General features: G+C 43.6%; 12 protein-coding genes. 11 read left to right on the top strand and 1 reads right to left on the bottom strand.

All coding sequences use genetic code 11. The annotated features are described in order from the left end of the window. Positions 1-24: 24 nt before the first annotated feature. Complete coding sequence (gene pyrR / locus ACYRYY_RS01400) at positions 25-567, bottom strand: bifunctional pyr operon transcriptional regulator/uracil phosphoribosyltransferase PyrR (protein WP_460213702.1); 543 nt, start codon at positions 565-567, stop codon at positions 25-27. A 273-nt stretch (positions 568-840) separates the two neighbouring features. Between pyrR and ACYRYY_RS01405 the strand changes: the two genes are divergently transcribed. The 11 genes from ACYRYY_RS01405 (at position 841) to ACYRYY_RS01455 (ending at position 13,042) form a co-directional block, all read left to right on the top strand. After that, complete coding sequence (locus ACYRYY_RS01405; RefSeq protein WP_460213703.1) at positions 841-1,230, top strand: hypothetical protein; 390 nt, start codon at positions 841-843, stop codon at positions 1,228-1,230. After that, positions 1,230-1,679 carry an N-acetyltransferase gene (locus tag ACYRYY_RS01410; RefSeq protein WP_460213704.1) on the top strand — a complete coding sequence of 150 codons (450 nt, stop codon included), beginning with the start codon at positions 1,230-1,232 and terminating at the stop codon, positions 1,677-1,679. The genes ACYRYY_RS01405 and ACYRYY_RS01410 overlap by 1 nt, the downstream gene beginning before the upstream one ends. Further along, on the top strand, positions 1,679-2,986 hold the full coding sequence (locus tag ACYRYY_RS01415; protein WP_460213705.1) for a TldD/PmbA family protein: 1,308 nt from the start codon (positions 1,679-1,681) through the stop codon (positions 2,984-2,986). The genes ACYRYY_RS01410 and ACYRYY_RS01415 overlap by 1 nt, the downstream gene beginning before the upstream one ends. A gap of 68 nt (positions 2,987-3,054) precedes the next feature. Beyond that, positions 3,055-4,176: a peptide chain release factor 2 gene (gene prfB, locus ACYRYY_RS01420; protein ID WP_460213706.1), complete on the top strand. Its 1,122-nt coding sequence runs from the start codon at positions 3,055-3,057 to the stop codon at positions 4,174-4,176. Further along, entirely contained in the window at positions 4,157-5,248 is a 1,092-nt protein-coding gene (gene alr / locus ACYRYY_RS01425; protein ID WP_460213707.1) for an alanine racemase, read from the top strand. The genes prfB and alr overlap by 20 nt, the downstream gene beginning before the upstream one ends. Positions 5,249-5,265: 17 nt before the next feature. After that, positions 5,266-6,036 carry an MlaE family ABC transporter permease gene (locus ACYRYY_RS01430; RefSeq protein ID WP_460213708.1) on the top strand — a complete coding sequence of 257 codons (771 nt, stop codon included), beginning with the start codon at positions 5,266-5,268 and terminating at the stop codon, positions 6,034-6,036. Between the two features lie 9 nt (positions 6,037-6,045). After that, positions 6,046-6,801, top strand: a complete 756-nt coding sequence (locus ACYRYY_RS01435) for an ABC transporter ATP-binding protein (RefSeq protein ID WP_460213709.1) — start codon at positions 6,046-6,048, stop codon at positions 6,799-6,801. 13 nt (positions 6,802-6,814) lie between these two features. Beyond that, positions 6,815-8,377, top strand: coding sequence for an MlaD family protein (locus ACYRYY_RS01440; protein WP_460213710.1), 1,563 nt, complete (start codon positions 6,815-6,817; stop codon positions 8,375-8,377). A 10-nt stretch (positions 8,378-8,387) separates the two neighbouring features. Beyond that, positions 8,388-9,176 carry a 1,4-dihydroxy-6-naphthoate synthase gene (locus tag ACYRYY_RS01445; protein WP_460213711.1) on the top strand — a complete coding sequence of 263 codons (789 nt, stop codon included), beginning with the start codon at positions 8,388-8,390 and terminating at the stop codon, positions 9,174-9,176. Between the two features lie 65 nt (positions 9,177-9,241). Then, the gene (ptsP, locus tag ACYRYY_RS01450) at positions 9,242-11,353 is read left to right on the top strand and encodes a phosphoenolpyruvate--protein phosphotransferase (RefSeq protein ID WP_460213712.1); all 2,112 of its coding nucleotides are present in this window, start codon (positions 9,242-9,244) and stop codon (positions 11,351-11,353) included. A 147-nt stretch (positions 11,354-11,500) separates the two neighbouring features. Beyond that, on the top strand, positions 11,501-13,042 hold the full coding sequence (locus ACYRYY_RS01455) for an FAD-dependent oxidoreductase (protein WP_460213713.1): 1,542 nt from the start codon (positions 11,501-11,503) through the stop codon (positions 13,040-13,042). Positions 13,043-13,047: the final 5 nt, after the last annotated feature.

Here is a 13,047-nt window from a genome sequence, read left to right on the forward strand (position 1 = left end):
TACTCCTGAATGAAAATTAAAGAATTATTTCTTTATTATGCAAACAGAGTCCGCTCCGGCGGTTTCTCTGAAATTTACCTGAACACATTCGCTTAAGGATGTCGGGACAGATTTTCCCACATAATCCGGCTGAACAGGCAGTTCCCTGTGTCCTCTGTCAATGAGGGCAGCGAGGCTGATTTTTGAAGGTCTGCCGAAATCTGTAAGTGCATCCAGAGCCGCTCTGACAGTTCTCCCTGTGAAAACCACATCATCAACAAGAATAATGTGCCTGCCCGCTACATCAAAACCGATTTCTGTTCCCTGAACCAGAGGGAAATCCGCAATCTGCGTCTGGGCGAGGTCATCACGGTACAAAGTTATGTCCAGATACCCGACATCAGGACTTTTACCGCTGTGCTTTGCTATCTCATCAGCAATTCTGCGTGCCAGCACGGCTCCGCCGCTTTTAATGCCTACGATTCCGAAATTGCCCGAAGAACGCACCGATTCAAGGATCTGAAAAACCATCCTTGTGATCATTCCTGCCATTTCTTCGCAGCTTAGAATCTCTTTTCCGTGACTCATCAACGACCCTCCGCTGTCTTTTTATTAAAAAAAAAGCCTTCCGTCCCAAAATGGGCAGAAGGCTTAGGTTTCTCTGTAAGAATTTGTGAACTTTCTACGTTTTTTCATCTCAAAACTGATATTAGATCCCGCCGGATAAGCTGTCAATAAATATCATTGATAAAATCCTAATTATTTCGTAATATTATACGATTATTAAAATGGCGGGGTTTTTCCCCGAACAGAATGCGCAAGTTTATGATGTGAAAAATCAATCTGTATAATGAGGTAGAAATGAAATTAAGAACCGTCCTTTTCGCCGCTGTGATCTCAATGTTTATGTACGGGTGCCTTCCGGCTGTTCTGGTAGTGGGAGCGGGTGCTGCAGGTGCAACTTACAGCGTGACCACTGACGGTGTTTCAGACACGATCACCGCAAGCCCCGAAACCGCTTTTGAAACCATGCTTGACGTTATTAAGAATGAAAGAGGCGTAATACGTGATTCCAGCATAGCTGAAGGCAAAATTGAGGCTGTTCTTCCCAATGCCGACGTATTTGCATTCATAGAAGATCAGGGACTCGGCAAAGTTAAAGTAACCATAAAAGCCAGAAAGGGTCTTAACCTTCTTCCTGACAAAGAAACGGCAGTGTATCTCTATAAGCAGTTTATCAGGAACTTTTAATGCTCAGAAAAGCAACCCTCGCAGATACAAGAAAAATACAGAAGCTGGTTAACTCCTATGCTTCAAAGGGAGAAATGCTTCCTGTAAGTATAAGTGAGATATGCGAACGAATACTTGAGTTTATAGTGTGGGAGGAAAACGGCGAACTCCTTGGATGCTGCGCCATGCACCCATCATGGGAGGACTTGGTTGAGCTTCGCTCAATCGCCGTTGCCGAACACGCATCCAGACACGGAATAGGCAAAGCAATGGTGGAAAAGGTCATGGAAATGTCCAGAACCATCGGTGCAAAAAAAATATTTCTTCTGACTTATAAAGCTCATTTTTTCGCAAAATTCGGCTTTCAGGAAGTTGAAAAGGATACCCTGCCCAAGAAAATCTGGTCGGACTGTCTTAAGTGCGCCAAATTCCCCGATTGCGATGAAACCGCAATGGTTCTGGAGCTTTGATGGATTTTTCCGAACGGCTCATTGACAAATACAAAACAAGCTTTGACAGTATAGAAATACAGCTTTCTGAAGGAACTTCAAAAACTGTTGACATAAGAGACGGAGAGGTGGAAGACGTTACTGTCAATTCATCCTCCGGTCTGCGTGTGAGGGTTTTTAAGGAAGGCAGAACCCTGTACTATACTTCCGGCGGTGTAAACGAAGAGAGGCTCAACGCTTTTCTGAGTGAAGCACAGGAAGTCATCAGACTGACCCCGCAGGATGAAAAGGTATATATCCCTTCATCACCGCAAGTTTATAAAGACATTACAGAACTAGCCGAACCGGATATTGAGACTCTCAAAAACTTTGCTCTTCTGACAGAAAGCGGTGCAAAAGGGTTTGACAAAAGGGTTAAATCTGTCAAATCAGCTTCATGCTCATATATTAATCAGAAAACATTAATCACCGGAACACATATAGCCCGTAAGTTATGGAACAAACAGATGATTTCATCTTTCTGCCAGTGTCTTGCAGAAGAAAACGGAGACATTCAGGAGGGTTATGAGGGTGATACTGTCTATCTTGATAAACACTTTGAACCATCCTTAACCGGCAGAAGAGCGGCAGAGACAGCAACCAGCCTTCTGGGCGGGAAACCGCTTAAAACAGGGAAGTACAACATACTCTTTGACTCCGGTACTGCTGCGCAGTTTTTTGAGCTTATTTCGGAAATGTGCGATGCTGAAAATGTCCTTAAACAGATGAGCCTTTTTGCCGGAAAACTCGGGAAAGCAGTGGCGTCTGACATTTTAAACATAACTGATGATCCCTTTCACGGGGATGCCATAGGTTCATTCCGCTTTGATGATGAAGGAACCGAAGCAAGGGAAACACACCTTGTTACAAAAGGAAAGCTTGAATCATACCTTCATAACGGCTACACTTCGGCATTGATGAACGCTGAAAACACGGCAAATGCGGTGAGAACCGGTTCGGGTAAAATAGGCGTAGGAACCTCCAACCTTGTTGTTGAACCCACAGAAGATGTATCCGCCGTTGCTTTAATAAAAGGTGATGTGGTCAATGTTCTTGATGTGATGGGACTCCATATGGCAGACACCGTCAGCGGTGATTTTTCTTTGGGGATTTCAGGCGTGGTGCTGCGTAGTGGTGAGGCAGTTTCATCGTTCAGAGAATCCGTTCTTACCGGAAACCTGAAAGATCTGCTTTGTGCTGCAAAAGCTGTGTACAGCAATACACGAATCCACGGGAACATAGTCACAGGTGATGTTCTTTTTGATGCAATGATTGTCAGCGGAAGCTGAATAAACCCATACCGGACATTAAATCAAACGGACTGGACGTACCGTTTAAATATATAAGGAATACATTAATGAGTATTGAAGAGTCACAAAGCTTATTTTCAGAACTTAAAGAGCAGGTCAAGGGATTTTACTCTGTAGTAAACGAAGAAGATATATCGGAAAGAATACGCAGAGTAGATGAAATGTCCATCAACGAGCCTGATTTCTGGACAAAGAAGGAATCCAAAGCCCTTCTCAAAGAACAGTCAAACATGAAAAAGTTCCTTGAAGAATGGAAGGATGTCAAAGACCTTGTGGACGAGGTGGAAACCCTTCTTGAACTATATGATGAGGGTGCGGAAGAAGTTGCTGACGATATAATTTCCGTCACAGACAAGCTTGAGGCAACTATCAGGCAGTTCGAGCTTAAGCTTATTCTTGATGACCCCCACGATCCGAACAATGCTATCCTTACCATACATTCCGGCGCAGGCGGAACAGAATCTAACGACTGGGCGCAGATGCTTTACCGCATGTACACCCGTTATGCGGAAAGAATGGGGTTCAAATGTGAGCTTATGGATATGATAGAAGGCGAGGAAGCGGGTATAAAATCTGTTACTTTTAATATTATAGGCGCATACGCCTTTGGTTATCTGAAAGGTGAGATAGGGGTTCACAGGCTTGTCCGCATATCCCCGTTTGACTCGCAAAGCAGGCGTCATACATCCTTTGCATCTGTTTTTGTTCTGCCGGAAATTGATGACGATATCGAAATAGATATAAACGAATCTGACCTTCAGATAGATACATACCGTGCCAGCGGCGCAGGCGGGCAGCACATCAACACAACCGATTCTGCTGTAAGAATCACCCATATGCCCACGGGAATAGTGGTTACATGCCAGAATGAGCGCAGCCAGCATAAAAACAAGGCTCATGCAATGAAGCTTCTGAAAGCTAAATTATATGACCATGAGATGAAAAAACGCAACGAAGAGCGTGACAAGCTGGAAAGTACCAAAACGGACATAGGGTGGGGAAGCCAGATACGCAGTTATGTAATGCACCCATATAAAATGGTAAAAGACCTGCGCACAAGACACGAGACAGGGAACGTTGACAGCGTCATGGACGGCGGACTTGAACCATTTATAAGATCTTATCTTCTTCATTCAGCAGGTATAGAAAGTGATACAAAAGAGAATTGAGTCTCTCAGACCCACATATGCCCAGATAGACTTAAAAGCCTTCGGACATAATATAGAACAGGCAAGAAAACTCAGCGGAACAGACATTATAGCCATAATCAAAGCGGACGGTTACGGGCACGGGGCAGTCAGACTGGCGGAATATGCCATTAAAAACTGTGGTGTCAGAAAATTCGGAGTGGCGACAGTTCTGGAGGGGATAGTTCTAAGAAAATCCCTTGGTCCTGAACCGGAAATTTTTCTCCTCGGATATGTTGATCAGTATTTACATGAGGAAGTATTCATAAACAAGCTTATACCAACCGTTTTTGATGATGAAATAGCAGAGGCATACCATTCTTTCCTTGAGCAGAATAACCTGAAGGCAGACATAACCCTGAAGATTGATACAGGAATGCACAGGCTGGGTTACTCTCCGGAGATGGATTATCAGGGATTTTTAAAAAAATACCCACGTTTTCATGTTTGTCATGTGATGAGCCATCTTTCTAGTGCAGATTCAGACATTGAATACAGCTATCGGCAGAAAGAACTGTTTTCCTCCTTTATCAAAAAGAACAATATCTCCGCAGAAACAAGCCTTCTGAACTCCTCCGGCATAGCTAATATCAGCAATGAATGTACTCTGGCACGCCCCGGAATCATGCTTTACGGATACTTATACGGTAATAATAATGTTGATTTAAAGAAAGTTATGAGGATATACTCGAAAGTGGTTCACATAAAAAGAATCCCGAAAGGCGAAACTGTGAGCTACAACAGGCGTTTCACCGCAGACAAGGATATGACAGTCGGCGTTGTCCCCATCGGTTATGCTGACGGCTATTCCAGAAACTTTTCAAACAGGGCTGAAATGCGTGTAAACGGTGTAAACTGTCCGGTTCTTGGAACTGTCTGTATGGATATGACTATGATAGACCTGACGAATGTTCCCCTTGACGGCTCATACCCTGAAGTGGAGATTCTGGGCGATAATATATCTGCTGAAAAATGGGCGGAACTCGCCGATACTATCAGCTATGAAATCCTCTGCGGTATTTCAGACCGAATACCCAGAATCTACAAAGACTAAAGGAGAAAACCTCTCTGATGAACGAAATTCTGGCATTTGTAGGCAGACCTTTTACAGTTATGAGTGTCGGTGCGGGCAGGCTGTTTCTGCTTTTCTGGGAAACACTGAGAATGACCTTTGTACCGCCTTTCAGGTTCAGGCTGTTTATTAAACAGATCGAGTTTATAGGCGTAAACTCTCTCTCTGTTATCATACTCACAGGCAGCTTCACAGGCATGGTATTTGCCTTTCAGAGTTATATAGGCTTCAGCAAATTCGGCGCAGAATATCTTGTGGGAACTGTTGTCACGCTGGGCATGGCCCGTGAGCTTGGTCCGGTTCTTTCTGCCATAATGGTTGCAGCAAGGGCAGGGTCTGCTATCACGGCAGAGATAGGCACGATGAAGGTCACAGAACAGATAGATGCTTTATCATCCCTCGCTGTTGATCCGGTGCAGTACCTCTGCGTACCCCGCATACTTGCAGGAATATTCGTCATGCCCCTCCTGAACGCAATAGCTGTTTTCTGCGGCACTGTTGGCGGAGTATTTGTCGGGGTTTATATACTGGGTATCAATAAAACACTCTATCTTGATAATATGTATCGCTATATAGACCTTTCGGACTTTATGAACGGAATGATAAAGTCAGTTGTTTTCGGTCTTCTTGTAACCTTAGTCGGCTGCTACAAAGGCTATTACACTTCAGGCGGCGCAGAAGGGGTAGGAAAGGCGACCACAGAGTCTGTGGTGCTTGCCTGCATACTCATTCTTGTTTTTGACTATATTCTCACGGCATTCATGTTTTAGGCGGTCTTAATGGAATTTGCGATAGAACTGAAAGACGTACATAAAAGCTTTGGTGAATATAAAATCCATAAAGGGATTGATATTCAGGTGCGTAAAAATGCAATTACGTACATAATAGGTCCCTCCGGTACGGGAAAAAGCGTACTCCTTAAGCAGATGTGCGGACTTATGCCGCCCACAAAAGGCGATGTTCTGGTGGACGGCAAAAGTATAGTAGGGCTCAGGGGCAAGGAACTTCTGAATATACGCAAAAAATTCGGCATACTTTTTCAGAACGCAGCATTGTTTGACTCCATGACTGTATTTGAGAATGTAGCCTTTCCGCTTGTGGAACACACTAAACTTACTAAAAAACAAATTCATGACATAGTTATAGAGAAACTCCGCCTTGTCGGGCTCCGTGATGTGGAGAAAAAGATGCCGTCAGAACTTTCCGGTGGTATGAGAAAAAGAGTAGGGCTGGCAAGAGCAATAGCCCTTGAACCGCAGATTATTCTTTACGACGAACCCACCACAGGGCTTGACCCGATAATGTGTGATGTGGTGGATAACCTAATACATGATACGCAGAAAGAGCTGGATATAACCTCTGTTGTCATTTCGCACGATATAGACAGCGCATTGAAAATAGCTGACTATATGGCGATGCTGTATGACGGCAAAGTGGTTTTGTTCGGTACTCCGGACGAGTTTAAATCCACGGATAACCCGTATGTCCGTCAGTTCCTTTCCGCCTCGATGGAAGGACCTATAAAAGTAATATAACGAGGGGTAATAGATGAAAGCAGGACTCGAAGCCAAGGTTGGAGCCTTCGTAATTATATGTTTTGTGCTTATAGGCTTTATGTCTCTTAAAGCAGGCTCATTTTCCATAGGCGGACATAAGGGAATGGAAATAAAGGCGGAACTCAGCAACGCTTCAGGGCTTACGCCGGACTCCGCTGTTATGTTCAATGGTGTTGAAGTCGGAAAGGTCACAGAGGTTAGGCTTGTAAACGGTAAACCTGTAATCACCATGGTTATAGATGAACAGTACGAGATCCCTTCTAATGTCATTTTAGCAGTCCGTTCCAGCGGCTTCCTCGGAGAAAAATACGCCGAACTCCAGATGAAAACCAATGAACTTGCAGGTGCTCTTAAACAGGACGATGTTATCAGAGAATCAGCAAGCTCAACTGATTTTGATGAGCTTGGAAACCAACTCGGCGATATAGCCGGAGACGTTAAGGAAATTACATCTGCGCTCAAAGAGGTTCTCGCTACTGCGGAAGCTAAAGAAAACATGAAAATGACACTTGAAAACGCCCGCTACACCACAGATATGCTTCGTGACATCCTCGCTCAGAATGAAATGAGAGTTAATGCTATCATGCGTAATGTTGAATCACTCACAGGTTCTCTTAACAATTTGGCTGTGAGTAATCAGCAGAATATGAATGATATAATAGCAAATATACGTGTAATAACAGAAGATTTGAGGATGCAGACCCCTGCGATAGCAGAAAACCTCAGAAACGTTACCGGTGATATAGACGATATTGTCGGCGGAAATAAAACCGACATCAATGATACAATCAAAAACCTCCGTGCCGTAACAGCCAAGCTTGAAACAACCGTTGATAATATGAATGACATTACCGGACAGATAAAATCCGGTGAAGGCACAGTCGGCAAACTCATATACGACAACAATACTATTAATAATGTTAATGAAACTCTCACAAGCCTGAAGAATACAGTTGGTAAGCTTGATAAGATGCAGGTTTATCTCTCATTTGAAGGTCAGCATAACTTTGAAGAGAGCGAAAACAAAGGCTATTTCAGACTTAAGCTTGTCCCTAATGAAAAAAGATATTATCTCCTCGGTCTTGAAAGCCACCCCAACGGAAGAGATACCACTGAAAAATTTTCCCAAAAGATATACAAAGGCGGCAACCCTGCCGGTGGTGACGGGTATTGGGTTGATGTCGAAGGAGAAAAAACCGTCAATAAAGATGAACTTACATTCACTGCAATGTACGCTCACAGATTTTTTGACAACTTCTACTTCCGCATAGGGCTTATGGAATCAGAATTCGGTGTCGGAGCTGATTTTTATCCCATATCAAAAAACAAAAACTTTGAACTTAAGCTTGATGTGTATGACTTCCCCGATGAGGATGAGGACAGAAACGTAAATGTCAAGGCATACGCCAGGTACAAATTCTTTGAAAACTTCTTTATCACAGGCGGTGTGGACAACATAGCAAACAGCGATACGAGAACACTTTTCCTCGGCGGCGGTGTTGAGTTTAAGGATGATGACCTCAAGTACCTGCTGGGAAGCATTCCGTCATTCTAAGGGAATTAAAATGAACTTTAACATAGGCATATCCACATGCCCTAACGACACATATATTTTCGGCGCCCTCCTTGAAGGGCACATCAGAACGGCTCACAGCTTTGAGCCGTTTATGGATGATATTGAAGTGCTGAACAATAAGGCTCTCAACCGTGAGCTGGATATAGTCAAGGTTTCCTACGGGATGATTCCGCAGGTTCTGAATGATTACTCTGTGCTGAAAGCCGGCGGTGCCCTCGGCTTCGGCTGCGGACCACTGATTGTGTCGGCTAAAGAGACAGATATAGCTTCAGCAAAAGGTGTCAAAATAGCCATACCCGGCATCCACACCAGTGCATTCAGGTTTTTCAGACATTTTTTCGGTTCAGACTATGAGTTTATCGAAATGCGTTTTGATGAAATAATGCCTGCTGTGAAAGAGGGCAGAGTGCTTGCCGGAGTGGTTATACATGAAGGTAGATTCATATACAGGCAAGAAGGGCTTGTGAAGCTCTTTGACCTTGGCGAACTTTGGGAAGAAAAGTATAAAGCTCCGATTCCGCTGGGAGCTATTTTAATAAGGAAGACTCTCACTCAATACGCAGATGAAATAAACGGGCTGCTCAGAGAGTCGATCTCCTTTGCAGAAAACAACTATTCAGAGATACAGCAATACATTAAAAAACATGCACAAGAGCTTGATGATAAAGTAATAAAGAGCCACATTGATTTATATGTAAATGATTATTCAGTTGATATGTCACCCGCTATAGACGGTCTCTGCGGCTTCCTCGGATGCAGACCGGAAGACTTTGTATAAAAAGGACATTAACCTCCAGAATTTCCACTTGCACATAACGTTGTAACGCTTTAAAATCAATCGTTATGAGAAAAATTGAACTTTTGCTTGAAATCAGCAATATCATTCTGGATGCCGAAAGCATGGAGGATGTCCTTACCAGAACAGTGACACATCTTCGGCGTGGTCTGGGCAGTGACGTCTGCTCTGTTTACCTTTTAAGCAAATTCAAAAAAGATACTCTCACCCTCATGGCGACCGATGGTTTGAGCCAGTCTGCTGTGGGAAATGTTACCATGAAAACCTCCGAAGGTCTCACCGGCTTAAGCTTTACCGGAGGGGAATACACCTTCATCAGAAATGCTTCCAAACACAGCAGATTCAATTACTTCCCGGGAATTAATGAAGAACCCTTTAATACCTTCATCGGTGTTCCGCTTAAGGGACGCTCCCACATCATAGGGGTTCTGGTTTTCCAGTTTCAGAAAGATAAAAAGAACACAGAAGCAATGAAAGCTCTCATCAAAGCGGCAGCAGCACAGGTTTCCACCATAATGATGAAACATTATCTTTATGAGCCGCACAACGATGATGATATGTATGAAGGAGAGATAAGTGTCAGAGGAATTCCTCTTTCCGGCGGAATAGCAATCGGCTCTCCCGCAATGGTACTCTCAAGGTTTCTGGAAAAAAACACAGGGGATCTAGATATCCAAAGAGAGCTTGAAGAGCTTGAAAGTGCTTTTCTGAAAACAAAAGCTGATCTTCTGAAACTTATTGATGATCTTGACCAAAGCAGTGAAAATATTGACTCGGAAATTTTCCAGACACACCTGCTTATGCTTGAAGACAGCATGTTCAGGGAAGATATAAAAAAACACGTAACCGACCACCGAAAGAGCGCTGCTTTCAGCGTGCGCCACGTTGCGGATAAAGTTATCAAACGTTTTTTATCTATACCCGACCGCTATTTAAGAGAAAGAGCAGGAGACATTGAGGATATATCAAAACGCCTCCTAAGTCATCTTGGTGTAATGAAGCGGGACATGGAACTTGGTGAAAACAGTATCCTGATGGCAGACGCCCTTACTCCCGGAGAAACAGCGTCACTTGATCTTGAAAAAGTTACAGGCTTCATCACCTCCAAAGACGGTGCAACAAGCCACACCGCAATTCTTGCAAAAAGCAGGCACATTCCCGCAGTGAGCGGAATCAAAAAGCTTTCAGAGCTTATGGAAGTGGCAAAAACAATCATTCTTGACGGAGACAACGGCGAAATTTTCATTAATCCCACACCTGAGAGGCTCAGGGAATATCAGGAAAAAATAAACAGCATAAAACAAAAACCTGATCTCGGTGAAGCAGATCCGGATATCAGACTCCCGGATGGGGAAAGCGTGTATTTTTATGCTAACGTTTCAAGCCTTCTGGATGCGGAAAGAGCCCGAAGCCTCAATGCGGACGGAATAGGGCTTGTGCGTACAGAGATTTTCTATCTTCAGAATCCTTCCGGCTTCGGGTTTGATGAACAGGTGAAAACCTACGAAGAAATACTTTCCATGTTCCCCGGAGAGGTTGTTTTCCGCTTGTTTGACATAGGTGCGGATAAAAAAAGCGATCTTGAAATCCCTGAAGATAATCCGGCTCTCGGCAACAGAGGAATACGCCTTCTCTTAAACGGCAGAAACATGCTTGAGGAGCAGTTGAGAGCCCTTATTGAGGTATATTCGTCTTATCCTTCCCTCAAAATCATGGTTCCATTTGTCTCCACCCCTGACGAGCTGCGTGATGTGGTTCAGCTTGGCAGGCAGATAGCAGAGGAAAGGGGAGTCAAAGCTCCGTCATTCGGCACTATGATAGAAATTCCATCAGCTGTTTTTTACATTGAAGAGCTTGCTGAATACTGCGATTTCTTCAGCATTGGCTCAAATGACCTTTTCCAGTATTTTTTTGCGGTGGACAGAACAAACCCGGCAGTAAGTTCACTGTATCAAACTAATAATAAAGCGTTTCTTGCGCTTTTAGAAAATATATACAACAGAGTTAAAAAAACAGGACTCAGGCTTGAAATCTGCGGTGAAATAGCAGCAGATGAACGTATTTTAAGCCATCTTATTAAAACCGGCTACAGGACATTCAGTCTGAATCCATATGTTATTAACGATTTAAGACACTTCGTAAGAAACACGCTCTGTTAAGGTCTGTTATATAACAAGCCGTTTCCCTTTTTTAGCATCACTAAACACTTATCATGCTACTTTTTTCTCAAAACAATATCGTGCGATAGTTTTTTGCTCATAATTTAATGCTACCCTGCTTTTACACTATAAAAAGGAGGAAGCACAATGTTGCGTAATTTATTTGTTTATTTAACAGTAATGATGCTGTGTGCATCGTCAGTTTTTGCTGCACCTAAGCGGCAAATCATTGAAACAGATGTTGTTGTTGTCGGTTCAGGGCTTGCAGGTCTTTCTGCGGCTGCTGTCGCTTCGGAAAACGGGCTTAAAGTTTATCTTATCGAAAAAATGCCTACATTAGGCGGGGCTGCTCCGTTTGTTGAAGGCACATTCGCAGTTGAAAGCTACATGCAGCGGCAGTCTTCTGACAGAATTACAACAGATCAGGCATGGAACATGGCGATGGAGTTCAGCCACTGGAAAGCGAATGGAGCTGTGCTGAGAGCATTGATTAACCGTTCAGCGGAAAATGTCGACTGGATGAAGGCTCGTGGTGTTGTCTTTGAAAAGGTACATACTGTCATATATAACGGTCCCAAAACATGGCATTTATTTCATGAAGGTTCCGGTGCGACAGCAGTGAAAACCCTTGTCGATATTATCCATAAAACGGGTAATAAAACCATGACAGAAACTGCCGGTAAAAAACTTATTACCGACTCAAAAGGCAATGTTGTCGGAATCATAGCAGAAGATACGGACAGCGGCGATGAAATAGAGTTTCATACAAAAGGCGGTGTAATCCTTTGCACAGGCGGGTTTGCCAACAACCTCAAAATGATGAAAAAATATATTGCCAATGCAGAACAGCTTGTTGCGGGTCCGAAAGCAGGGCGTGAAGGTGATGGAATAAATATGGCACTGGCTGTAGGAGCAGGAACAGAGAGCATGGGTTCTCTCCTTGTACTCGGCGGTATTCCCATAGGCGAAGACCCGAATAAAACCCTTACGGACACAACACCTCTTGGACAAACCACAAGTGTTCTCCGTCAGCCTCTTCTTTGGGTAAGCAAAGCAGGAGACCGCTTTTTTAACGAACAGCACTCATCAGACTGGACTGTTTCACAAAATGCAATAGAACGTGTCGGCAAAAGGTATTTTGTAGTTATGGATCAGAATACAGTTGATGAGCTGAAAACAAAAGGAACGTTTATGCCATATAGTGACTGGGTTCCTGCAGGAACAAAGCTCAATCTTATTGATCAGGGCATAAAAGAGGGCGAGAAAAAGGGCTATGCATTCAAAGCGAATACAATTGATGCTCTTGCTCAGAAAATGGGTGTCCCTGCAGGTAATCTTAAAAAAACAGTTGCTGATATTAACAGATACACAGAATACAACTACGATGAAGTATTCGGTAAAGACAGAAGATTTCTCCGCAAAGTGGAGCAAGGTCCGTTCTATGCTGTAGAGGGCGAACCTTCATTTATGAGTACAATCGGCGGCGTGCGCATTAATGCTAATATGCAGGCCGTTACAGATCAAGACAAACCCATAAATGGTCTTTATGCTGCCGGAATAGACGCCGGGGGGATGTTTGGTGATACCTATGACCTCATCATGCCCGGTTCTCTCTCAAGCTATGCGGCAACAGGAGGCAGAATAGCTGCGGAACATATTGCTGTAAAACTTGGCAAAATAAAAAAATAGCTTTA

The organism is Geovibrio sp. ADMFC3 (assembly GCF_054687035.1).

What these genes read in the sequence shown, in the direction of transcription:
- ACYRYY_RS01435 (WP_460213709.1), top strand. Translation starts at nt 6,046, where the DNA reads ATGGAATTTGCGATAGAACTGAAAGACGTACATAAAAGCTTTGGTGAA.
- ACYRYY_RS01445 (WP_460213711.1), top strand. Translation starts at nt 8,388, where the DNA reads ATGAACTTTAACATAGGCATATCCACATGCCCTAACGACACATATATT.
- ptsP (WP_460213712.1), top strand. Translation starts at nt 9,242, where the DNA reads ATGAGAAAAATTGAACTTTTGCTTGAAATCAGCAATATCATTCTGGAT.
- ACYRYY_RS01440 (WP_460213710.1), top strand. Translation starts at nt 6,815, where the DNA reads ATGAAAGCAGGACTCGAAGCCAAGGTTGGAGCCTTCGTAATTATATGT.
- pyrR (WP_460213702.1), bottom strand. Translation starts at nt 567, where the DNA reads ATGAGTCACGGAAAAGAGATTCTAAGCTGCGAAGAAATGGCAGGAATG.
- ACYRYY_RS01430 (WP_460213708.1), top strand. Translation starts at nt 5,266, where the DNA reads ATGAACGAAATTCTGGCATTTGTAGGCAGACCTTTTACAGTTATGAGT.
- ACYRYY_RS01410 (WP_460213704.1), top strand. Translation starts at nt 1,230, where the DNA reads ATGCTCAGAAAAGCAACCCTCGCAGATACAAGAAAAATACAGAAGCTG.
- ACYRYY_RS01405 (WP_460213703.1), top strand. Translation starts at nt 841, where the DNA reads ATGAAATTAAGAACCGTCCTTTTCGCCGCTGTGATCTCAATGTTTATG.
- prfB (WP_460213706.1), top strand. Translation starts at nt 3,055, where the DNA reads ATGAGTATTGAAGAGTCACAAAGCTTATTTTCAGAACTTAAAGAGCAG.
- ACYRYY_RS01455 (WP_460213713.1), top strand. Translation starts at nt 11,501, where the DNA reads ATGTTGCGTAATTTATTTGTTTATTTAACAGTAATGATGCTGTGTGCA.
- ACYRYY_RS01415 (WP_460213705.1), top strand. Translation starts at nt 1,679, where the DNA reads ATGGATTTTTCCGAACGGCTCATTGACAAATACAAAACAAGCTTTGAC.